Source organism: Streptomyces sp. NPDC059092, from assembly GCF_042756365.1.
Lineage (GTDB): Bacteria > Actinomycetota > Actinomycetes > Streptomycetales > Streptomycetaceae > Streptomyces.
Genome location: NZ_JBHZEJ010000037.1, coordinates 47,086 through 68,170 on the forward strand (window position 1 = coordinate 47,086; position 21,085 = coordinate 68,170).

The 21,085-nt window shown below is 71.7% G+C and carries 15 protein-coding genes; 8 read left to right on the plus strand and 7 right to left on the minus strand.

The genetic code is table 11. The annotated features are described in order from the left end of the window. The 7 genes from ACFXPL_RS21690 to ACFXPL_RS21720 all read right to left on the minus strand — a co-directional run bounded on the left by ACFXPL_RS21690 (position 1) and on the right by ACFXPL_RS21720 (position 7,719). On the minus strand, positions 1-1,689 hold the full coding sequence (locus ACFXPL_RS21690; protein ID WP_384921858.1) for an ABC transporter substrate-binding protein: 1,689 nt from the start codon (positions 1,687-1,689) through the stop codon (positions 1-3). A 328-nt stretch (positions 1,690-2,017) separates the two neighbouring features. Next, positions 2,018-2,686, minus strand: a complete 669-nt coding sequence (locus ACFXPL_RS21695; protein WP_384921861.1) for a GntR family transcriptional regulator — start codon at positions 2,684-2,686, stop codon at positions 2,018-2,020. 242 nt (positions 2,687-2,928) lie between these two features. Further along, positions 2,929-3,930, minus strand: coding sequence for a proline racemase family protein (locus ACFXPL_RS21700; RefSeq protein WP_384921864.1), 1,002 nt, complete (start codon positions 3,928-3,930; stop codon positions 2,929-2,931). A gap of 1 nt (position 3,931) precedes the next feature. Further along, positions 3,932-4,861 (minus strand): dihydrodipicolinate synthase family protein, encoded by a 930-nt coding sequence (locus ACFXPL_RS21705; RefSeq protein WP_384921867.1) that lies wholly within the window; start codon positions 4,859-4,861, stop codon positions 3,932-3,934. After that, entirely contained in the window at positions 4,858-6,282 is a 1,425-nt protein-coding gene (locus ACFXPL_RS21710; RefSeq protein WP_384921870.1) for an NAD(P)/FAD-dependent oxidoreductase, read from the minus strand. The genes ACFXPL_RS21705 and ACFXPL_RS21710 overlap by 4 nt, the downstream gene beginning before the upstream one ends. Then, positions 6,275-6,532 (minus strand): 2Fe-2S iron-sulfur cluster-binding protein, encoded by a 258-nt coding sequence (locus ACFXPL_RS21715; RefSeq protein ID WP_384921873.1) that lies wholly within the window; start codon positions 6,530-6,532, stop codon positions 6,275-6,277. The genes ACFXPL_RS21710 and ACFXPL_RS21715 overlap by 8 nt, the downstream gene beginning before the upstream one ends. Continuing rightward, positions 6,529-7,719 carry an NAD(P)/FAD-dependent oxidoreductase gene (locus ACFXPL_RS21720; protein WP_384921876.1) on the minus strand — a complete coding sequence of 397 codons (1,191 nt, stop codon included), beginning with the start codon at positions 7,717-7,719 and terminating at the stop codon, positions 6,529-6,531. The genes ACFXPL_RS21715 and ACFXPL_RS21720 overlap by 4 nt, the downstream gene beginning before the upstream one ends. A gap of 229 nt (positions 7,720-7,948) precedes the next feature. Between ACFXPL_RS21720 and ACFXPL_RS21725 the strand changes: the two genes are divergently transcribed. The 8 genes from ACFXPL_RS21725 (at position 7,949) to ACFXPL_RS21760 (ending at position 20,869) form a co-directional block, all read left to right on the plus strand. Then, positions 7,949-8,110: a hypothetical protein gene (locus ACFXPL_RS21725; protein WP_384921879.1), complete on the plus strand. Its 162-nt coding sequence runs from the start codon at positions 7,949-7,951 to the stop codon at positions 8,108-8,110. A gap of 284 nt (positions 8,111-8,394) precedes the next feature. Next, positions 8,395-8,991 (plus strand): hypothetical protein, encoded by a 597-nt coding sequence (locus ACFXPL_RS21730; protein WP_384921882.1) that lies wholly within the window; start codon positions 8,395-8,397, stop codon positions 8,989-8,991. Between the two features lie 253 nt (positions 8,992-9,244). Further along, positions 9,245-9,412, plus strand: a complete 168-nt coding sequence (locus ACFXPL_RS21735; protein WP_384921885.1) for a hypothetical protein — start codon at positions 9,245-9,247, stop codon at positions 9,410-9,412. Between the two features lie 909 nt (positions 9,413-10,321). Next, positions 10,322-11,812 carry an MFS transporter gene (locus tag ACFXPL_RS21740; RefSeq protein WP_384921888.1) on the plus strand — a complete coding sequence of 497 codons (1,491 nt, stop codon included), beginning with the start codon at positions 10,322-10,324 and terminating at the stop codon, positions 11,810-11,812. Next, complete coding sequence (locus ACFXPL_RS21745; RefSeq protein WP_384921891.1) at positions 11,809-13,776, plus strand: alpha/beta hydrolase family protein; 1,968 nt, start codon at positions 11,809-11,811, stop codon at positions 13,774-13,776. Before ACFXPL_RS21740 ends, ACFXPL_RS21745 begins: the two co-directional genes overlap by 4 nt. A gap of 323 nt (positions 13,777-14,099) precedes the next feature. Beyond that, on the plus strand, positions 14,100-16,055 hold the full coding sequence (locus ACFXPL_RS21750) for a RiPP maturation radical SAM C-methyltransferase (RefSeq protein ID WP_384921894.1): 1,956 nt from the start codon (positions 14,100-14,102) through the stop codon (positions 16,053-16,055). A 146-nt stretch (positions 16,056-16,201) separates the two neighbouring features. Beyond that, the gene (locus ACFXPL_RS21755; protein WP_384921897.1) at positions 16,202-16,888 is read left to right on the plus strand and encodes a DUF5825 family protein; all 687 of its coding nucleotides are present in this window, start codon (positions 16,202-16,204) and stop codon (positions 16,886-16,888) included. A 1,161-nt stretch (positions 16,889-18,049) separates the two neighbouring features. After that, complete coding sequence (locus ACFXPL_RS21760; RefSeq protein WP_384921900.1) at positions 18,050-20,869, plus strand: AAA family ATPase; 2,820 nt, start codon at positions 18,050-18,052, stop codon at positions 20,867-20,869. The last annotated feature ends 216 nt before the right edge of the window (positions 20,870-21,085 follow it).

The window sequence follows — 21,085 nt, forward strand, 5'->3', positions numbered from 1 at the left end:
TCAGCCCTTCGCCGGGTCCTTGAGACCGATGATCCCGTAGTCGATGTCGCCGCTGGGCACGATCATCCCCGCCACGTTGGTGCCCGGCAGGTAGATGCGGTTCTCGACGTTCAGCGGAACGAAGGGAGCCAGCGCCGTGATCTTCTTGTCCAGCTCGCCCCAGGCCTTGTTCGCCGCGGCCAGGTCGGTCATCGCGCCGATCCGGTCGATCTCGGCGTTGACGGCGTCGTCGTCGAGCTGGGCGAGGTTCTGGTTGCCCTTGGCGGTGATGTGCCGGCCGTCGAACAGCGGCGGCAGGAATGTCGACGCGCTCGACGCCCAGTCCGGGCACCAGCCGGTGATCGCCGCGTCGTGCTGCTGCGACGGCGTGCCGATCGTCTCGTAGTAGGTCGACCCGTCGATCACGTTCAGCTCGACCTTGATGCCGGCCCGCTTGAGCGCCTGCTGAATCGCCTCGCCCTGGCGCTGGGCGGTCTCTTGCGCGCGTACGTCCAGGGTCATCGTGAAGCCGTTCGGGTAGCCCGCCTCGGTGAGCAGCCGCTTGGCCTTGGCCGCGTCACCGGCGTTGTCCGCGCTCGGATAGGGGTCGTGGTCGACATGCCCGGAGACCGTCGGTGGCAGGAGGCTGTTCGAGACCGTCGCGAACTGCTTGCCGCCGGTGGCGTTGAGCACCGAGCCTTTGTCCACCGCGTAGTTGACGGCCTGACGCACCTTCAGGTCGCCCAGGGGCTTCTTCGTCGTGTTGAGACCCATGTATGTGAGACAGGTCGACGGCGCCTTGATCGTCCGCGCCTTGAGCTGCGGCGTCCGCAGGCGGGCGACGGTGGCTGTCTGCACACTTCCGGAGATCGCGTTGATGTCGGCGCCCTGGCCGGCGATGAGACGCTCGTCGATGGTGGCGCCCTCGACGCCGATGGTGAAGCGCCACGCGTCGGGGTAGGCCTTGCGGACCGTGTCACCCTGCGCGTCCCAGTGCGGGTTGCGCTTGAGCTGGATCAGGCTGCCCGGGACGAATTTCTCCACGTCGTACGGGCCGGAGGCGATGACGTCCTTGATGAACGAGTTGCCCTCGCCGGTGCCGACCGGGAACGGGGTGCCGCTCGGCTGGGACAGCGCCGCGTCGAACTCGGGGAACGGAGCCTTGAGATGGAAGACGATCGTCCGGTCGTCCGGCGTCCCGATCGTCGGCAGATCGCCCGAGCGGTACGGGCCTTGATAGCCCTTCGGGGCGTCGATCAGCTGCTTCAGGTAGGGCGCGCCGATACCGATCTCGGGGTCCCAGCCGCGGCTGACGCCGAACTTGACGTCCTTGGACGTGATCGGCGCGCCGGTGTCGAACTTGATCCCGGCCTTGAGCTTGTAGGTCCAGGTCAGACCGTCGGCGGAGACCTTGCCGAGGCTCTGCGCGAGGTCGGGGACCATCGCGTTGGGGTCCTTGGCGTCATTGGGTGCCTTGGCGATCAGCTGGCGGTACATCAGACGGTACAGCGCGTTGACGCCACCGTCCCAGCCGCGGGCCGGGTCGAGATAGGAGAAGTCGGTCGCCTGCAGGACCTGCACGGTCCCGCCCTTGACCGCGGCCCCACCGCCGGTGGTCGTGGACGAGGGGCCGCCGCCGGTGCAGGCCGAAAGGGCGAGTACGCCGGCCGCCAGCCCAGCGAGCGCCGCTGAAGACGAGGTTCTCTTCAAGTGGTCCTACCTTCCGGTCGGGTGCGGGCAGCCCGGCCGTCCGGATGAGCGGGACGGGTGACGGGCCGGCGGACCAGCGACTACGTGCGGGAACGGTGGGCAGATGTGCTGCGCATCCGATGGGCCGGCGGGCAGGGCGGAGCAGCCACGACCGGTCCCACGAAGCGATCGGGATCACTGCGATCCCGGCCACTTGAGAGGACAGTAGTATGTGACACCTCTCGGGAGAAGAGCTGTCACGAGAATTTACTGCGAGGACCCTCCTGTGCACGGGCGCGCGCCGACGGCCCGCCCGGCTCGGCCGGGCGGGCTCGTCACACCGGGTGTCTCACTCCTCCGAGCGGCCGTTCCACCAGCCGAGCACGTGTCCGATGTGGGCGGTGAGCAGTGTCTCCGCACCCCGCCCGTCACGCGCCTCCAACAGGTCCACCAGGCTGTGGTGTTCGGCGGCCGAGCGGGCCAGCTCTGCTGTGCCGATCATGTCGGCCAGGCCGACCATACGGGTCTGCTGCCGCAGGTCCTTCACCATCGCGACCAGCCGGCGGTTGCCGTGCAGCTCCAGCAGCCGCAGGTGGAAGGCCATGTCGGCGGCAAGGTAGCCGGCCAGATCGGCCGCCGCGGCCGCGTCGACGATCGTCTGGGCCCTGCGCCGCAGGTCGGCACCGGCCTCCGGTTGCAGCGTCCGCGCGATCTCCCGCATCGGCGGGGCCTCCAGCAGCTGGCGCAGCCGCACGATCTCCCAGAGGTCCTGCTCGCTGACCTCGGTGATCCGGAAACCCTTGTTGCGCACCACGTCGACGAAGCCGCGTTCCTGCAGGTTGAGCAGGGCTTCACGGACCGGGGTGGCGGAGATCCCGAAACGTGCGGCCAGTGTCGGCGCGGTGACCAGGGCCCCGGGAGCCAGCTCGCCCGAGACGATGGCCGCGGCCACCGCGTCCTCCACTGTGCCGCGCAGGCTCGCCCCCACCGACACCGGGCCGATGATTGATGAGCTCATCCGCGCCGTCCTCCCACCACTGAAATGTCACACCCCGCCGAGCACCGTCGGCCGACGGTGGTGCTGAGTATCGCATTCGCCGTTCGTCGCAGGCGCCGCGGGAACATCGACGGTGGTGTCCCCTGACAGGTCACCGGCGGCTGGAAGCGCCGGTCGGCGTGCGGCCCGGCCTCTCCCGGGCCGCGGCCTCTCCCGGGCGCGGCCCGGCGGCGCGGAGCCGTGCGCGACGCCCCCTTCCCCCCTCAGAACTCGAAACCGGCCGGGTAGGGGTCGGTCGGGTCCAGCATGTACTGGCCGATCCCGGTCACCCAGGCCCGGCCGGTGATGGTCGGCAGCACGGCGGGCAGGCCGCCGACCGTGGTCTCTCCCACGAGGCGGCCGGTGAACCGGCTGCCGATGAAGGACTCGTTGACGAAATCCTGGTGCAGCGCCAGCTCACCGCGTGCGTGCAGTTCGGCCATCCGCGCCGACGTACCGGTTCCGCAGGGCGACCGGTCGAACCATCCCGGGTGGATGGCCATGGCGTGCCGCGAGTGCGCGGCGTCGGAACCGGGCGCGATGAACTCCACGTGGTGGCAGTGGTCGACACCGTCGATCCGCGGGTGCTCGGGGGGCGCAGACGTGTTGATCGCATCCATGATCGCCAGCCCGGCGCTCAGAATCTCGTCCTTGCGTCCACGGTCGAACGGCAGCCGCACGTCGTCGAGGTCCACCATGGCGTAGAAGTTCCCGCCGAACGCCAGGCTGTACCTGACCTCGCCGAGGCCGGGCACCTCGATGGTCTCGTCGAGCCGGTCGCAGTACGCGGGCACGTTCTCCAGCGTGACGCTCTCGGCGTGCCCGTCCTTGACCGCGACGTTGGCCACCACCAGCCCGGCCGGGGTGTCCAGCCGGATGCTGGTCACCGGCTCGACGACCTCGACCATCCCGGTCTCGACCAGCACGGTGGCCACCCCGATCGTGCCGTGCCCGCACATCGGCAGGCACCCGGACACCTCGATGTACAGCACGCCGAAGTCCGCGTCGGGGCGGGTCGGCGGCTGGAGGAGGGCCCCGCTCATCGCCGAATGGCCGCGCGGCTCGTTCACCAGCAGCCGCCGTACGTGGTCGAGGTGCTCGGCGAAGTACAGCCTCCGCTCGTTCATGGTGGCGCCGGGGATCACCCCGACGCCACCGGTCACGACGCGGGTCGGCATGCCCTCGGTGTGCGAGTCGACGGCGGAGAACAGCCGCGATGTACGCATCTCAGACCGCCACCGCACGGCGCGCCTCAAGCGCCGAGATGGCCCGTCGCATGTCGGCGCGCACCTGGGCGTCGTGCTCGGCGGAGAGCGGGCCACGCGGCGGGCGGCAGGGACCGCCGTACCGGCCGACCATGTCCATGCCGAGCTTGATGGCCTGCACGAACTCGGTACGCGAGTCCCACCGGAACACCGCGACGAGGTGCTTGTAGAGCTCCCGGGCCTCCTCGAACCGCCCGGCCAGCATGTGCTCGTAGATCGCCACCGACTCGGCCGGGAAGGTGTTGGGGAAGCCGGCGAACCAGCCGACCGCCCCGTCGGCCATCAGCTCGAACAGCACGTCGTCGGCGCCGGCCACGACGTCGATGTCGCACCGCTCGGTGATGTCGAACAGCCGGCGCACGTCCCCGCTGAATTCCTTGACCGCGGTCACGTGGGGCAGCTGGGCGATCTCGGCCACCAGGTCGGGGACGAGGTCGACCTTGGTGTCGACCGGGTTGTTGTAGATCATGATCGGCAGTCCGACCTCGTCGATCTTCGTGTAGTGCTCGACGACCTGTGCGCGGCTGGCCCGGTACATCGTCGGCGGCAGCGCCAGCACGGCGTCGGCCCCGTCCTCGGCGGCCAGTTCGGCCCACTGCCTGGCCTGGTGCCAGCCCGGCCCGTGCACCCCGGCCACCACGACGCCGCGCCCGCCGACCGCCTCGACGGCCACCTGGACGACCTTGCGGCGCTCCGCGTCGGTCAGCGCGGAGTACTCGCCGAGCGATCCGTTCGGACCTACGCCGTGGCAGCCCTCGCCGATCAGCCAGTCGCAGTGCTCCGCGTAACGGTCGTAGTCGACCTCCAGCCCGGCGGGGGCCGAGGGGTTCTCCTTGAAGGGCAGCGCGGTGGCGACGATCACCCCGCGCAGATCGGTCGGTGCGGAACTCATGGGACGTCCTCTCGGTTGCTGGTCCTGGCCGAAGCCGCGAGTTCGCCCAGGCGTACGGGGATCGCGATCGGCCGGTGGGCGGTACGGCCCGGGTCGAGCAGGCCGGGCCCGCTCGCACCGGTGAGCAGTTCCTCGACCGCACGGCCGCAGGTGCGGCCCTGGCACAGGCCCAGGCCGGCCCGGGTGGTCAGTTTGAGCGAGCGCAGCCCGCGGGAGCCGGTCAGCTCCGCGGCCCGGCGCAGCGCGCCCGCGGTGACGTCCTCGCAGCGGCACACCACGGTGTCGTCGTCCACCCAGGCTCGCCAGCCGGGGCGGATGGCGCCCGCGGCGGCGAGCCGCGCGGCGAACGCCCGGAAGACCGCCCGCTCGCGGACCGCGCCCGGTGCGGGCACTCCCCCGGCTGCGACGCTCCCGGCGATCCCGCCCTCCGCCAGGGCCAGGTCGACGCCGCCGATACCGGTCAGCTCACCGGCGGTCAGCACTCCGGCCACCGACGTACGCTGCCGCTCGTCGACGGTGACCGCACCGTCCACGCCCACCGCGCAGCCGGCCGCGAGGGCGAGCTCGGTGCGCGGGACGAAGCCATGGCTCACGCAGACCGCGTCGACCTCGATCCGGCGTCCGGTGCCGGGGACCGGCTTCCACTCCCGGGTCAGGCGCGCCACCGTGACCGCCTCCACCCGATCGGTGCCGTGCGCCGCGACGACTGCCGCACCGGTCCGGTACGGAACGCGGTGGGCGGCCAGTTGGCGGGCGTACCCGGCCAGTTCACCGGCCTTGCGCCGAGCCGCGAACAGCTGCCACGGCCGGGTGGCCCAGCCTCCGGCGAGCTGCGCAGGACCGGCCGCCTCGACGACCCCCGCGACCTCGACGCCGATCCGCAGCAGGCTGGAGACCACGGGCAGCAGGAACGGCCCGGCGCCGGCCACCAGGACGCGGCGGCCGACGGCCACCCGCTCGCCCTTGGCCAGCGCCTGCGCCGCCCCGGCGGTGAAGACCCCGGGCAGGTCCCAGCCGGGGAACGGCAGGGTGCGCTCGTACGCCCCGGTCGCGAGCACCAGGGCCGCCGGATCGAAGGTACGCGGCTCGCGCCGCTGCCCGTCCGGCTCGCCGACGAACACGTGCACCAGCGGCGGGGCGTCCTCACGCCGACCGACCGACCAGACGTGCGCGCCGGTCACGATCTCGCAGCCCTCGTCGCCCAGCAGTTCGCCGCGCATCGCGACGAAGCGGTCCCAGCCGTGCTGCCACAGCCGCTCGCCCGCGTCTCCACGCCCGCCCGGCAGATGCCGCCAGTACTGCCCGCCGAGGTCATCACCGGCTTCGAGCAGCACGACACTGGCGCCGTGACGGCGGGCGGCCAGCGCCGCGGCCATCCCGGCCGGCCCGCCGCCCACGACGAGTACCTGTACCTCAGTCACGATCGTCCTCCTGCAGGTCGACCTTGTCCCCGTCCACGGCCCGCCGCTGGCAGGCCCGTACGTCACGCAAACCGTTGACGGTCACCAGGCAGTCGAAACAGGCTCCGATACCGCAGAACACACCGCGGGGGCGGCCGGTGCGGGTACGCCGCCAGGCCACCCGCCCGTCGGCCAGCAGCAGCCCGGCGATGCTCTGCCCGGCCAGGCCGGGGATCCGGTCCCCGTCGACCTCGATATGTATCCCCTTCATCGGGCGGCCCCTTCGAGGTGCGGCAGCAGGGTGGGACGGTCCAGCCGGAACTCGGCCGCCAGCGGATCGGCGGCGCCGCCCAGGAGTTGGTCGCGCAGCAGCTCGGCGGTGGCCAGACTCAGGCCGATCCCGGCGCCCTCGTGCCCGGTCGCGTGCCAGAGACCGGGCAGCCGCGGGTCGGCACCGATCACCGGCAGGTGGTCGGGGACGAACGGCCGGAACCCTCCGTACGCGCGCATCGCCTGCGCGTCGGCCAGGAAGGGGAACAACAGCAACGCCTTGGCGGCCAGCGCGGCGAGCACCCGGGCCTCGATCCGCTCGTCGAAGCCGCGGCGCTCCCGGGAGGAGCCGATCAGGACGGTCCCGCCGGCGGTCGACTCGACCACGCTGGAGACCTGCAGGTCGGCCGAGCCGGAGCCGACCGCGCCCACATAGTCGGCGTCGTACACCTTGTGCCGTACACGGACCGGCATCCGGGAAGTGACCAGCACCGTGCCGCGCCGCGGACGCACCGGGAGAAGAACGCCGAGCCGCTCGGCGACCAGGCCGGACCAGGGTCCGGCGGCGAGCACCACGGCGTCGGCGGGCAGGGTTCCGGACGCCAGCCGTACGCCGACGAGCCGGCCCGACGACAGCACCGGCCCCGTCACCTCTACGCCCTGTCGTACGCGCGCGCCGTGGCGGCGGGCCGCGGCCAGCAGCGCCTCGGTCGCGGCCACCGGCTGCACCTGCAGGTCCTCGGGGTAGAACACCATGGCGGTGCGGTGCGGTGTCAGGTCGGGTTCGAGCTCATGAGCCCGGGCGTCGTCCACCGTCTCGGCCAGCACTCCGGCCCCCCGCTGGGTGTCCGCGAACGTCAGCAGAGCCTGCGCGCCGGCCTCGGTCGTGGCGACCACCAGACCGCCCTTGCGTTCCAGTTCGAGGTTGGGGAATCCGGCGGGGAGCTCGTCCCGCAACTCGTCCTGGATCCGCGCCCAGGCGGCGAGCGAACGCTGCGCCAGCCGCAGCTCGGGGCCGGGTTCCTTGTCCGAGACGAGCAGATTGCCCTCGCCACCGGCGGAGGTGCCCCCGGACGTAGCGCCGCGGTCGACGACGGTCACATCGCAACCGGCGCGGACCAGGGCACGGGCTGTCGCCGCGCCGACGATACCGGCGCCCACGACGACGATCCGAAGAGGAGTGGACACATCAGTACTATGTCACATGTCCCGTTGCGAGGGGAGCCCTTTGATCTCTCGGCTGCGATCGGGGCCGCATCCAGAAATCGGTGCAGGGCCGGTGGCCCCCGTGGGGGCGCCCCTACAGGTTTCGTCAACCTGTGGCGGGTCGGGGGTCGTAGAGGGTGCCGTCGCGGAGCATCGCGAGGAAGACGTCGGCTCGGCGGCGGGCGAGGCGGAAAATCCTTGGGCAGCGTCTGTGGGTGAACTCGCGCAACCGCTCGGGCTCCAGCCCGGCAGCGGAGTCCTCGCGGTACGGGTCGCCGAACAGCCGGCGGCCTCGCGGCCCTGCCGGATGACCCTCGGCGAAATCGCGGGCGCCGACCGTGCGGCCGACTCCAAGGTCTGCCCATGTCTGTGAAGGGTTCCCCGAAGGGATCCTGGCGCTGAGCCAGGGACTTCGTCGCCCACGTGGAGGCCTGACGGTCGCGTCAGCGCACAACGCCTTATCCATTACTGAACACGCGGACGTAATTATTCATATTTGCAACCTGCCACACGGCCACTCTTGGCAGGCAGTCGCCATTCCTGGGGGCATAGCCGACTCGTGCTGGTGGAATCCTTCATTCAAGCCTATCGCGCTCACTTCCAGAGCGTTCGTCGACAGTTGACGGGGATTTTCCCCGGCAAGGAAATGAGGGAATCATGCGCGCATTTCGCAGCCAGGCAGGAGCCGTGGCGGGCCTCGTCGTTCTCACACTGACCGGGATCGGGTCGGCGACCGCGGTGCAGCCGGTGAACTCCGCCTCCCCCACGGACCGTACCGTCATGGCGCCGCGAGTGGACTACACGGGCATCGTCACCACCCCCGGCAACGCCGACGTCGTCAAGAGCAAGCGCTTCGACGCCGAAGAGTGGGGGATCGTCTACGACACCGAGACGGTCCACCTGCGGTGCAAGGGGACCGGCGACGGGGCCAGGTGGTACCAGCTGCTGGGGCAGGGGAACAGGTGGATCATCGGCGAGAAACTCGAACGGCTCACGCCGGGAATTCCCGACTGTCAAGGCGACGGAGCGACCGGCGGCAGGGCCACGGTCAAGGGCCCCGACAACGCCGACGTACTCAAGAGGAGAAGCGTCGACGCCGAGCAGTGGGGAATCGTCTACGACACCGAGACGGTCCACCTGCACTGCAAGGCCACCACAGGCGGATCCACCTGGTACGAGCTGTCGGGGCAGGACGGCAGGTGGATCATCGGCAGTGATCTGGAGAACATCTCCGCGGGAATTCCCCGCTGTTGAACGCCTGCCATTCATGAGTCCCCGTCAGCTTGTCGGCGGGGACTCAGCATTTCATGGGGCGCGGACCGAATGCCACCGCCAGGCCGCCGCCTTGCACGCGCAGGCGCTGTGCACGCGCAGGCGCTGCGCCGGACCCGTACGGGGCGCGCCCGGCAACCCGAGACAGGACTCGGGAGGCAGGCGGCGTCGTCGTGGGCAGGGTATGAGGGCGTCGGCTGTTGGTGTGGCGTGGGGGCGCGATCGAGGTGCGGGAGTGTCGCCCGCCCGCGTGCGGGAGTGTCGCCCGCCCGCGGGCTTCAGCGGCCAACTGTCCGTGGTCCAGGCTCTCCGCCTGGCCTGGGCGAGCGACCGACACAGCCTGCTGATCCACGAGTCCGTCCCGATCGCCGCGGAGCACGACGCCACAGGACACCACCCGTGACCATGGCGTCCACGACGCTCGCCACAAGACGACACACCCGCGCGGTGGCACCGCGGCCGGAGGACCGACCTGCCGTCGACGCCGCAGCGACCGGTAGGGGACGCCCGCCCTTGGCAGGGTGGGCTACGGCGCAGCGAAGACGATCTCGCGTCTCCCTTCCCGCCTGTCTCTTTCCCGCTGGTCCCTCATACGTTTTCGGCCAATAACTTGAGCCGTTGCCGTCGGTCCGGCGATATCCGGGGAGTGGGATTCCGGATATCGCACCGGCCCGCACGCTTCCGCCGAGGCCTTCTCCTCCCGTGGGGTGCGCGGGGTGCGGCGCGTCGACGGCGGGGGCCGCGTTCGCCACCGGGAAGGCCGCGTACGCCGTCGGCGGCGGGCATGGCGGGCGCCTCCGGCGGCCGCGGCGGGGCGTCGTGGCGCTGGTGGGACCGGGGCCGGTCGACGGCGTCCCGTCCCGTTCCCCGCGCAGTTCAGATACCGTTCCCCCCGCGGAGTGGCGAATTCCGGCTTATGTCCGGCGTGGTCGGCGCCGATCCACAAGGGGCTCCGCCCGCCCGGAAGATTCATTCGGCGCCGCGAATGCCAAAGCGAAGCGGGAACCCCGGGCGCCACGCCGTCGCCGCCCGAATTCGCCACCCCTGGCACGGTGATCGCGGATGGCGGGCGTGGTAAGAACCGCTCGTCCCGATGCCGCTGTACGGGGCCCTGGCGCGCCCCACAGCGCTCGCGTGAAAGCGGACCAGCCCTCGTACGGGCAGCCTTGTCCTCCACATCGGCGCCTGGTTAAGCTCCCGAGCGTTTCAATTCCTGCACCTTTTCTACGCATCTTTGTCAAGTATGGCGCTATTTCGCATGCCATCCCGCATGCGACGTGGAGTGTGACGGCGGAAACGGGGAGGGCTGCGCATGGGATCTTCTGTTCCCGAGACAGGGGCCTCGCACGTCCAGGCCGTTTCGACACCGCCGGTCCTGATCGAGGACACCGAACCCGCCAAGGACACCCGGCCCGCCACCCGCGACGTCCGGCTCCTCTGGTGCGCGAACGCCGCCGACTCCCTGGGCAGCCAGGCGTCCGGGGTCGTCCTGCCGCTGCTGCTCCTCGGGCTCGGCTACTCGCCGGCGGTGGTGGGGCTGGTCGCCGGGGTGTCCACGGCGACCGGTCTGGTCCTCGGCCCGCTCGTCGCCGTACCCGCCGACCGTGGCGCGCGTAAGCGGGTGATGTTCTGGTCGGCGGTGGTCTCGGCGCTCGCGATGGGCTCCGTGGCCGTGGCCCTGGCCGTCACGGAAGGACGGCCTTCACTGGTCCATCTGCTCGCCGCCGTACTCGTGGAACGTACCGCCACCGCCTGCTACGAGGCGGCGGCCCGCGGCACGGTGGCCCTGATCTCCACGCCCGGGAACCTCCCGCGCGTGGTGGCGGGGCTGGAGGCGGGTGACCGGGGCGCACTGGTCGCGGGACCCGCTCTGGGCGGCATGCTGTACCAGGTCTCGCGCGCGCTGCCCTTCGTGCTGGACGCCGTCTCGTACGCCGTCACGGCCGTGTGCGTCCGGGCCATGCGCGCGAACCTGCGGGCCGACCGGACCGACAGCGCGGACCCGGCGGACCGGTCGGATATGACGGACCGGGCGGACCGGGCGGACCGGGCGGACCGGGCCGACGGCACGTCGGAGGCGGCCGGGAGCGCGGCCCAGTACGGTCCCGTGCCACAACCCGCGCCTCGCTCCGCACGCGACACCTGGTCCGCGCTGGCCGCCGAGGCGAGCGCCGGGGTCCGGCTCGTCCGGGCGACCCCCCTGCTGCGGCTGGTACTTGTGTGGACCACCACCGTCAACGGTGTGCTGGCCGCGCTGTACTACGACGCCGTCTTCACCTTGCAGGAGAGCGGCCACGGCGGCACACCCATGGGCCTGGTCCTGGCGCTGTCCGGCGCCGCCGGACTCGCCGGTTCGCTCGCCGCGCCCCGACTGGCGCGCGGACTCAGCCCCGTGCGGGCGGTCGTGACGGTGTCCTGGCTCATGATCCCGCTCGCCGCCGCGCTCGCGACGGCCGGGGGGCCGTGGGCGTACGGGGCGCTGTTCGGCGGGTTCTGCCTGATCATGCCACTGGCCACCGTGATCCTCCAGGCCCGGGCCATCCAGGGGACGCCGCCCGAACTCCAGGCCCGCGCGGGCTCCGTGCTCGCCACCGCCGCCGGCGGGGCCGCCGCCATGGCGCCCGCGCTCGCCGGGTTCCTGACGGCTCACGCGGGGGCCGCCGTACCCGCGCTCGCCTCCGCCGGAGTGCTGGTCCTGCTCGCTCTGCACACGACCCTCGGCGCGGGACGCGTACTGGCGCCGGGCGTACCGCCGAAGGACACACCGGCGGGAGACGTTCCGACGAGGGGGCGAGGCGTATGACCGGCTCCCGCTACCAGGTCTACCTCGCCGCCCTGCCCGAGGTCTGCGCCGCCGATCCGGCGCTGATGGCGTTCACCGCGGACGCGAACGGCCGGTGCGAGGTCTTCGCCTGGGACGCCGGGACCGGGCGCGCCCGCCAGGTCACCGACCGGCCGGGGGGCACTCTGCACGGAACGATCGACCGGGACGCGAACGTCTGGTGGTTCGACGAGGACGCGCACGGCGAGGGGCACTGGCGGTTCCAGCCCTTCCGCGGCGGCCCCGACCTCCCCGGGCTGACCGGCGTGCCCCCGGGCACCCCGCGCGGCCTGGCCGTGAGCGACGACGGAATCGTCGCCATAGGGCTGGGGAACGGCCGGACGACCACCGTCCACCTGGGCCGGCGTGGCGCTTCCGCACACGAGGTGACGCGCGTCGACCAGCACGCCACGCTGTCCGGGATCACCGCCGCGGCCGGTCTGCTGGCGATCGGCGGACCCGCCGGATCCGCGCACGCCGTGACCGTCCTGGCCGCGGACAGCACACCGCGCGCCGTGCTCTCCGGCTCCGGGGAACACGGCAGACTCTGGTCGCTCGGCTTCGCGCCCACCGCCGAACGCGACGAACTGCTGCTGGTGCGCGAGGACGACGACCGCTATCTGCTGGCCAGCTGGCGGCCGGAGACCGGGATCCGTACGTACCCGTGGTGCGCGTTCGACAGCGAGATCACCGCCCGCTGGTACCCGGACGAGGACGAGGGGCGTACGGTCCTGATCCGCGAGGACCGCCACGGCCGCAGCACCCTGCACCGGGCCCGCCTGGACACCGGCACCCTCACGCGCGTGATGACACCGCCCGGCAGTCTGCTGGACGCGGCGCCGCGGGCCGGTGGCGATGTGCACTACCTGTGGACGGACACGGCCCATCCGCCGCGTATGCACTCCACGGCCGGTACCGCGCTGCCGGCCCTCGGCACCGTGCCGGGGCGCGTACCGGGCGACCACCGCGACCTGTGGACGCCGACCCCGGACGGCCCCGTGCACACATGGCTCAGCCTTCCCGAGGGCCACGGCCCGCCACAGGGTCCCGAACTCCCGCGGGGCGAAGCCTCCGAGAGCCTGGCGGCCAGGGGGCGGGGCGTGCCGCCGCCCGTCGTCCTCCTCGTGCACGGCGGTCCCGCCGACCACGACCGCGACGCCTACGACGGTGTCGTGCACTCGCTCGTGGCCTCGGGCTTCGCCGTCGCACGCGTCAACTACCGCGGCTCCACCGGCTACGGCCCCCGCTGGCGCCGGGCCTTCAGCGCGGGCGTGGGGCTCACGCAGGTCGAGGACCTGGTGGCGGTGCGCGCCGATCTCATCGGGCGCGGGCTGGTACGCCCGGACGCCGTCGGACTGTGGGGCACCTCGTGGGGCGGCTACCTCGCGCTGCTGGCCCTCGGCACCCGCCCCGGGCTGTGGCAGGCGGGCGTCGCCGTCAAGCCCGTCGCCGACGGCGTCGCCGCGTACCACACCACCACGTCCGCGCTGCGCACCCTGGACGAGCGCCTGTACGGAGGCACACCCGACGACGTGCCCGAGGCGTACGCCCGCAGCTCGCCGATCCGGTACGCCTCGGGCGTGCGGGCACCGCTGCTGGTCGTGGCCGCCACCCGGGACGCCAAGTGCCCGCCCGGCCAGGTGCGCGGATACCTCGCCGCGCTGCGCGCCGCCGGAGCCCGCCACGAGTCGATGTGGCTCGACAGCGGGCACGACGGCTACGAGGGCGGCGACCACGTCGCCGTACTGCGGCGCGCCGTGGTCTTCCTCGACCGCGAGCTGCGCGGGACGCGCGGCACGCGCCGCGCCCCCCAAGACGCCCCCGCCGACCGGAGGGGGGATTCCGGCCGCGTCCGTACCGCGGCGGCGGCCGGGACGGGTACCGCCGAACACACCGAGAGGAGAACCGCCCATGCAGAAGGACATCATCCACAACGACCCGCTTGAGGGTGACGAGGAGAACCGGAAGCCGAGCGTCGGCGTCACGGTCACCATCCCGTTCCGCAACGCGGAAGACGCGGAAGAGGACTGATCCTCGCCGGCCGGCCCGGCGGCCACCGATGCCGGGCCGGCCGGTCGCCCCGTCACCACGGGGGCGTCCGCCGCGGCGGGGTTGTCCGCGGCGGGGTTGTCCGTCCCAACGAGGTCGGGGGCGTCCCGCCATGACCGCGGCCGGTTGCCCGAAGAGCCCCGCCTCCCGCCTCCCTGTTTCCGCCGTCTCCCCCGTTCCCCGTCTCCCCCGTCGTCCGGCCGTCCCACGAGGAGCTGACATGCGCGTACTGCTGGTCAACATGCCCTGGTCGCCCATCGACCTTCCGTCGCTGGCCCTGGGAATCCTCAAGCGGAGTGTGGACGAGCACGTGCCGGGCGGCAGTGCCGAAGTCCTGCACGCCAACCTCGAATTCACCGACTGGATCACCCGGCGCGTGGAGTTCACCGCCGAGGACTACGAGTACTACGCGCTGGCCTCCTACTTCATGGGCTGCGGCGACTGGGTCTTCTCCTCCGCGCTCTACGACGACCCCGACTGGCGGGACGACGAGTTCGCCGCCGCGATGAAGGGGAAGCTCGGCGCGTCCCGGATGCGAATGACCCGCGAACTGCACCGGCTGGTACCGGAGTTCGTTGCGGAGATCGCCCGGCGGATCGTCGACGAGGCCCCCGACGTCGTCGGCTTCACCTCCACGTTCCAGCAGAACACCGCCGCGCTCGCGGCCGCCCGCCAGGTCAAGCAGCTCGCGCCGCACATCGTGACCGTCATCGGCGGCGCCAACTGTGACGGTGAGCAGGGCGCGACGGTCCACCGCAACTTCCCGTTCGTGGACTACGTGATCCGGGGCGAGGGCGAAGCCGCGTTTCCGCGGCTCCTGTCCGCGCTCGGTGATGAACACCCGGACCTCTCCAGCGTCGCCGGGCTGTGCCACCGCGGTCCGGACGGTGTGAGCACCGCCAGCGCGATGGCCACCAGCCCGCTGCCGCCCGCCACCATCCTGCCGCCCGACTACAGCGGCTACTTCGAACGCCTCGGCGCCTCCGTGGCCCGCAACTGGGTCGAGCCCAAGCTCGTCGTCGAGGGCGCCAGAGGCTGCTGGTGGGGCGAGAAGCACCACTGCACGTTCTGCGGACTCAACGGTTCCTTCATGCAGTTCCGCAGCAAGAGCCCGGACACCTTCTACGACGAGATCATGGATCTCGCCCGCCGCCACCGTGTGCTGGACATGTACGTGGTCGACAACATCCTCGACATGGGCTACCTCTCCACCGTCCTGCCCCGGATCATCGAGAGCGGCTACGACCTGCGGCTGCACATCGAGATCAAGGCCAATATGCGCCGCGCCCACCTCCGTACGCTCTCCGACGCGGGCCTGATCTACGTGCAGCCGGGCATCGAGAGCCTGAACAGCCGCGTACTGGACCTGATGGACAAGGGCGTCAGCGGCTGCCAGAACGTACGCATGCTCCGCGACGGCGCCGAGACCGGCCTGTCGGTGTCCTGGAACTATCTGCACGGCTTCCCGGGAGAGAGCGCGGAGGACTACGACCCGGTCATCGCGCAGATACCGGCGCTGGAACACCTCAACCCGCCGGTCGACCTCTCGGCCCGTATCGCCATCGAACGGTTCAGCCCCTACTTCAACCGGCCCGAGCTGGGCTTCTCCGGCTTGCGCCCGGAGGCGCACTACCGCTTCACCTACGACCTGCCGGAGGAGGAGCTCTACGGCCTCGCCTATGTCTTCGAGGCGCCGGAGCGGGGCATCGGCAAACCCACCGTCTCCGCGCTCAACGCCGCGCTCGCCGCCTGGCGCAAGCACCACGCCGACGCACGTCTCACGCAGGCCGATCTGGGCGACCGCGTCGTCCTGGTCAGCAAGCGCCGGGCCTTCGAGTGGCGGGCGATGGAGCTGACCGACCCGTACGAGATCGCCGCGTTCCGGCTGCTGGACCAGCCACACACTCCGTCGGCCCTCACCCGCAAGGCCGCGGGCCGGGTGCCGGGCGGGGCGCTCCAGGAGGACGAGGTGCTGGAGCTGCTCGACCGCTGGGTGGGGTTCGGGCTGGTCTTCACCGACAACGGGCAGTACGTGCATATCGCGCCCTCGGCGGTGAACGAGGACCTGCTGCGGCTCGACTTCATGCGGCACCGGCACGCGGCGCGGGTGGAGTCGCCCGTGGCGGCGCCCGCACCGGCCGCCACGCCGGCCGAACCGCACATGACCCGGGTCTGACCCGTCTTTCATTCCCCCTCCCTCTCTTCTCCTTCCTCAGCCCTCGCCCGAGCGTTGTCCGGCCCTCGTCCGAGGTTCGTCCGGCCCTCGGACGAGGGCCGTCCCACCGCCGTCCGACCGTTCCGGCGCACCTGGAGGCCAGTCCGATGAGTCCCCATTCCGCCCTCGCCCCGTCCGTCGCCGTCTGGCGTGACTACGACCCCGTCGCCTGCGCGCTGCCGGGGATGTTCCTCGGCGACATCGCGCTGGCCGGTCCCGTCGCCGAGGAGTGCGACCGGCTGTGGGAACTGGGCGCGCGCCGCGTCCGGCTGTCCGACGTCGTGGACCTCTCGGACACGGGAACGCCGGACGCGGCGGCCCGTGCCGTACGAGCCCTCAGTCTGGTCAGGGACCTGACGGCCCGCGCGGTGCTCGTCGAGTGGGACCTGTGGCCGGATCCGGACGGGGGCCCGACGGCCGCCGAGGACATCAGCCGCCTCCTGAGCCACCTCCAGCCGCCGCAGCGGATCGAGGGGGTGGACCCGGCGACGGCGGACGACGCGCTGCGGACCTGGCGCAACGGCCACTACCTCGGCAAGTGCCTCTGGCGGCAGGGGCCGGGCTTCGTCCAGATACGCGACCGTCGCTGGGGAGATCTCCGCCGGTTCACGGTGGACGAGCCGCACTACCAGGAGGCGATCGAACGCCTGGCGTACGGGGCTCCCGCGTCGGCGGTGCCGTCGGACGCGCTCGCCGACTTCCGCGAGGAGCGACTCGTGCTCGCGGTCGGCGGGGCGGAGTGGTGGCTGCCGTACCGCGTCAACCGCTGGATACAGGAGGCGATGACGATCTGAGGCGGGTGTCTCCCGGGGGACGGCGCTTCCGGGGTGCGGCGTTTCCCCCAGGGGCCGCGCAGGACACCTCGCCGCCGGCCTCACCGGCCGTACCCCCGTCATCTCTTTCGCGGTCCTGTAACTCGACCAGCTCCCGAACCCCGGATGACCAGCGGATTCCCCGGTCCTGACGACAGCACGACCCGACCCGCCGACACGCCGGTCGGGCCACCGGCCTGCCCGCCACCCACCAGCACGTGCACAACGGTCCACCGACACCGTCGGCGTACCGTCTCGCAGCTTCGAGGCCAACACCCGGCCTGCGAAGGGCAAACGCCTGCCGAACATCAGGGGCACGGCGCACCGGACGAGTAGCGACGAGGCCGGCCCGGCCGCTGCGATGACGCGGTTCCAGCCATGACGGACTCGGGCAATACCAGGCACGGCCACGGGCGAGTCGGGCGGGAACGTGTTCCGACCGAGCGAGTGGGAGCGCTCCACCACGACCCGGCGCGCGGCGCGTGGCGTGGGGGTGACCCTGGACGCGGAACGTCGGAGGGGGAGACGCTTGCGGAGGATGCCCCTCCGGGCAGCCGGGATTGCCCGATCGGGCCCACTTGCCGGCGGGGAGCACGCAAACGGATCCGAGCGGGGCGGGTTGGCGCGCGTCACCTGTCCAATTAGAAGCTTCGGAAATTCAGAAGGAAACAACTCCGATACACCGCCAGTTCACGCGTCGGGGCACTCTTGGTGCCTCGTTGACTCCGGCCGGACGCGCTGGTTAGGCTGGCTAACAGATGACGATCGACCAAGGGGAGGGGTAGGCCGCCACACGGAAATAACATGCTGTGAAGTCGGTCGATTCCCCTCCATAACAGAGGTCGTCCCGGTTTTTGCGCAATTCCAGCTCGCTCTGTCCGCCCGCCACTTTGCGAATGAGTTCACCGCCGAGCCGGACCACGGCCGTCCCGATGAGGCACACCCGACCACCTTCCTCTGGTGAGTCCCACAGCTCCGAGAAAATCCGTCACCAGAAAAGCACCGGTCTCCGGCGTCGCGGAATTCGCCACGCGCCGGCGGCGCACCGCCGCGTTCTGCCGAGATCTCCGGGAGCGGCGCATCCCCCACACTCCCGCCCCGGGCAGGGAATTCCCTGGCCGGGTTGCAAGAAAGGACGTGTACGTGGTGTTGGTTGAGCGGGCAGGACAGACCGCCGCACTGCACGAGTCGTTCGAGGCGTGTGCGCAGGGCGGCGGCCGGGCCGTGGTCGTGCGTGGCCCTGTCACCTGCGGCAAGTCGAGCCTGCTGCGCGAGTTCGCCCGTACGGTGACGCACGCCGGGAAGCCGGTGTTCTCGGCGACCGGCTCGGCCCTGGAGAAGCCGACGCCATTAGGGATCATGAGACAGCTCTTTCACAGCGCAGGCCTCAAACGCGAGTTCGACCGCTGTGTGGAGGGGGATCCACCGCCCGCGCGGTCCGGGCTCCTGGAACCGGAGGCGGCGCGGACGTTCGGGCAGGGAGTTGACCCCCGCGTCGTGGACGACGCCTGCTCACTGTTGTTGGACCGGGTGGGTGACGGCCCGGCGCTTCTGTGTGTCGACGACGTTCACCACGCCGACGAAGCCTCCCTGGAGGTGCTGCTCTACCTGCAGCGACGGCTCCGTTGCCGCCCTGTCCTGATGGCGCTCAGCACCGTCGACGCGGCCTGGGTCACCATCCCCCGGTTCCTCGCGGAACTGACCAAGAACCTGCCGTGCGAGCCCGTCCTCCTGGACATGCTGAGCGCGGAGGGCGTCGCCGAGCTGCTGCGCGAGCCGGCGGGGACCGCTCGGGCGATCGCGTACCACGACGCCTCGGGCGGCAATCCCATGCTGCTCAACGCCATGGTCAGGGACGTCGCCACCGGCAGCGGCACGGACGAAGCCGGCTTCGCCCCGGTGTCGGGGAGTACGTTCAGGTCGGCGGTCGCGGTCTGTCTGTACCGGGGGGACCCCGGCACGCTGGAGGCGGCCCGGTGCCTGTCGGTCCTTGAGGAGAGCGGCTCCCAGCAGCTCCTTCCTGGCACCCTCGGCGTGAGCGCGGAGGCCGCGGACCGGGCCCTCGACGCACTCATGACGGTGGGGCTCCTCCGGAAGGACCGCACGTTCCGGCACCCGCTGGCCGTGGCCGCCGTACGGGAGACGATGTCCGCGAGGGAACGAGGGACGTATCACTGGCGCGTCGCGGCGTTGCTGCAACAGGAGGGCGCCGACCCGTCCACCGTCGCCACGCATCTGGTCGCGGCGGACACTCGGCCGGCGCCGTGGGCGGCCCTCGTCATGGTCGAAGCGGCGGAGGAAGCTCTCCGGGACGACCGGCCCGACCAGGCAGTGCGCTACGCCGAGTCCGCTCTGCGCGCCACCGCCGCCCCGGAGGCCCGCGCCGCCGGCGTGTCGGTCCTGGTCCGCGCGAAGCGGCGTACCAGTCCGTCTGCCGCGGCGAGTCATCTGCCCGCGCTCCAGAAGGCGCTGCATGAGGGCCACCTGGCCCGCGAGGGCGTCGAATCGCTGATCAGCGGCCTGCTCTGGCAGGCCAGATCCGACGACGTTCTCCACACCCTGAGCCGGCTCGAAGCCGAGGGCGACGAGCCCGACCCGGAACGAGCCGCCATGGTGGACTCCGTCCGGGCCTGGCTCCGCTACGTCAGTCCTTCGGCCGTGGACGCCGAGCGGGACGTCACGCACGCGATCACCGGCTGGGACGGCGGCTTACGGCACGGGCGGGACCTGCCCCACCGTGCCCACGTCGCACTGCTGGCTTCGCTCGGCGGCGAGGACGCCGAGCGGGTGGGAACCCGCGCCGACGATGTCCTCCAGAACTGTGAAAGCGGGGATCCGGGCGTGGAGCCCCTGCTCTCCGCCCTGCTCGCGCTGGTCTACGCGGACCGTCTGGAGCAGGCCGGGAAGTGGTGCACCCGGTTACTCGCCCTGTTCGACTCGCGCGGCATGGTGATGCTCAAGGCGGTGCTCTCCAGCGTGGCTGCCGAGGTCGCCCTGCGCCGCGGCGACATGCCGCTGGCCAGGACCTACGCGAGCGAGGCCCTGGGCCTGATGTCCAGGAAGAGCTGGGGCGTGATGATCGGCTACCCGCTGGGCACCCTGGTGACGGCGAACACCGCGCTCCAGGCGTACGACGAGGCCGCCACGGTGCTGAACAGGCCCGTCCCGCAGAAGATGTACAGCACCACCTTCGGCCTTCCGTACCTGCACGCGCGCGGCCTCCACGCGCTGTCGACCGGGCGTCCGTACGCGGCGCTGGAGGACTTCCGCCGCTGTGGCCGGCTGATGGGCGACTGGGGCCTCGACCTCCCGGCCATCGTGCCGTGGCGCAACAGCGTGGGAGAGGCGTACCTCGCGCTGGACCGGGTCGACGACGCGCACGCCATGTTCGACGAACAGCTCACCCTCGCGGGGGACAAGTCGCCCGCGGTCCGCGCCGCCTGCCTGCGTCTCATGGCGAAGACCGGCAAATCCCCCGACCGGCTGCCCCGGCTGCAGGAGTCGGCGAGACTCCTGGCCAGGTCGGGCCATCTGCTGGATCTGACGCTCACTCTGGCCGAGCTGAGCAACGAGCACTACGCCCGGGGCGACTCGGCGCGGTCACGGACCCTGGGCAGGCGGGCGATGCAGATCGCCCGGAAGTGCGATGCGCAGGGGGTCGCCAGTGGTCTGCTGCTCAGCGAGGACCGGTTCGACCTCGTGGGCCTGCTCGGCCCGGATGAAGACCCCTATGCGGCGCTGAGCCACGCGGAGTCCCGCGTGGCCGGGCTGGCCGCGGACGGCCTGACCAACCGGGAGATCGGCCGCAAGCTGTATCTGTCGGTGAGTACGGTGGAGCAGCACCTCACGCGGGTCTTCCGCAAGCTCGGCATCAGCCGCCGCACCGAGCTCATCGGGCTCCTCCAGCAGGGGAACGGGGAGATCCACGACGCGGCGCTCGACCGCGCCGCCGCGCAGGGCTGACTCACCCACCGCCGCCGGGGTCCCGTTCCACGGGGCCCCGGCGCCCGTGTGCCCCGGTCCGCGACGCCGGCGCCACCGGTTCGCCGCCCCGTCCGGATCGCCCGGCGCGCGGGCGCCCTTCGTGGTGTCCGCGGGAAGAACCGACCACGCCGTGCACGCGGCCCGTCGCCCTTCTCGCCTCTCCGTCCTCGACCGTTCGAAACGAGTCACCGGCGG

Excerpts from the sequence above, each read along its gene's own strand:
- ACFXPL_RS21715 (WP_384921873.1), bottom strand. The coding sequence starts at position 6,532 with ATGAAGGGGATACATATCGAGGTCGACGGGGACCGGATCCCCGGCCTG.
- ACFXPL_RS21740 (WP_384921888.1), top strand. The coding sequence starts at position 10,322 with ATGGGATCTTCTGTTCCCGAGACAGGGGCCTCGCACGTCCAGGCCGTT.
- ACFXPL_RS21700 (WP_384921864.1), bottom strand. The coding sequence starts at position 3,930 with ATGCGTACATCGCGGCTGTTCTCCGCCGTCGACTCGCACACCGAGGGC.
- ACFXPL_RS21695 (WP_384921861.1), bottom strand. The coding sequence starts at position 2,686 with ATGAGCTCATCAATCATCGGCCCGGTGTCGGTGGGGGCGAGCCTGCGC.
- ACFXPL_RS21730 (WP_384921882.1), top strand. The coding sequence starts at position 8,395 with ATGCGCGCATTTCGCAGCCAGGCAGGAGCCGTGGCGGGCCTCGTCGTT.
- ACFXPL_RS21705 (WP_384921867.1), bottom strand. The coding sequence starts at position 4,861 with ATGAGTTCCGCACCGACCGATCTGCGCGGGGTGATCGTCGCCACCGCG.
- ACFXPL_RS21750 (WP_384921894.1), top strand. The coding sequence starts at position 14,100 with ATGCGCGTACTGCTGGTCAACATGCCCTGGTCGCCCATCGACCTTCCG.
- ACFXPL_RS21745 (WP_384921891.1), top strand. The coding sequence starts at position 11,809 with ATGACCGGCTCCCGCTACCAGGTCTACCTCGCCGCCCTGCCCGAGGTC.
- ACFXPL_RS21755 (WP_384921897.1), top strand. The coding sequence starts at position 16,202 with ATGAGTCCCCATTCCGCCCTCGCCCCGTCCGTCGCCGTCTGGCGTGAC.